This window comes from Synechococcus sp. 1G10 (assembly GCF_002252625.1).
Lineage (GTDB): Bacteria > Cyanobacteriota > Cyanobacteriia > PCC-6307 > Cyanobiaceae > Regnicoccus_A.
In genome coordinates this window covers 1-622 of the sequence record NZ_NQKW01000076.1, presented here as the reverse complement: position 1 = coordinate 622, position 622 = coordinate 1, and the positions used below count along the sequence as shown (strand labels likewise).

The window sequence follows — 622 nt, the reverse complement described above, 5'->3', positions numbered from 1 at the left end:
CGTGCCGGGGGTGGCCTGACTCATCGAGAGAGACGGCCGCCACTATCGGCAGCTTGTTCTCTGATCCACGACCAGCCTTGCCACCACAGCGTTCTCCGCCAAGGTAGGCATCATCAACTTGCACCCTTCCTCGCAGGACATAGGCGCCATCACGCTCTTTCATCGCCTGCATGATCTTGTTGTGAACCAACCATGCAGTTCGGTAGTTCACTCCGAGATGGCGCCTCAGAGCGAGTGAGGAGATGCCCGTCTTGGCCTGTCCAACCAGGTAGAAGGCGAGGAACCAGGTGGTCAGAGGTAACTTGGTCGCCTCCAATATGGTGCCGGCCGTAAGCGTGGCCTGGTGGCGACAGTTCCGGCACTGATAGCGCTTGTGCCGCCTGCCATGGATGAGCCCGTACTCCTTGCCCTGACAACGTGGGCAACGAAAACCACCGGGCCACCGGGCCTGCTCCAGGGCAGTCTCACATTTCTGCTCAGTGCCGTATAAATCGATGAACTTGGGCAGCGACAGGCCGGGCTGGAACTGGATCCGATTCATGGCCATGACAGGCACGCCTGGTACATGCGTACTAGCTTAGACCAAAAAGGCCTGCTGGCGGAGCTTGCTGCCTAATCAAGT

General features: G+C 59.0%; 1 protein-coding gene. It reads right to left on the bottom strand.

Annotated elements, in window-relative coordinates; translation table 11 throughout:
• Window positions 1-547 (bottom strand): IS1595 family transposase (locus tag CJZ82_RS17540; protein WP_233130372.1); only part of this gene is annotated, 547 nt, incomplete at its 3' end.
• Between the last annotated feature and the right edge of the window lie 75 nt (window positions 548-622).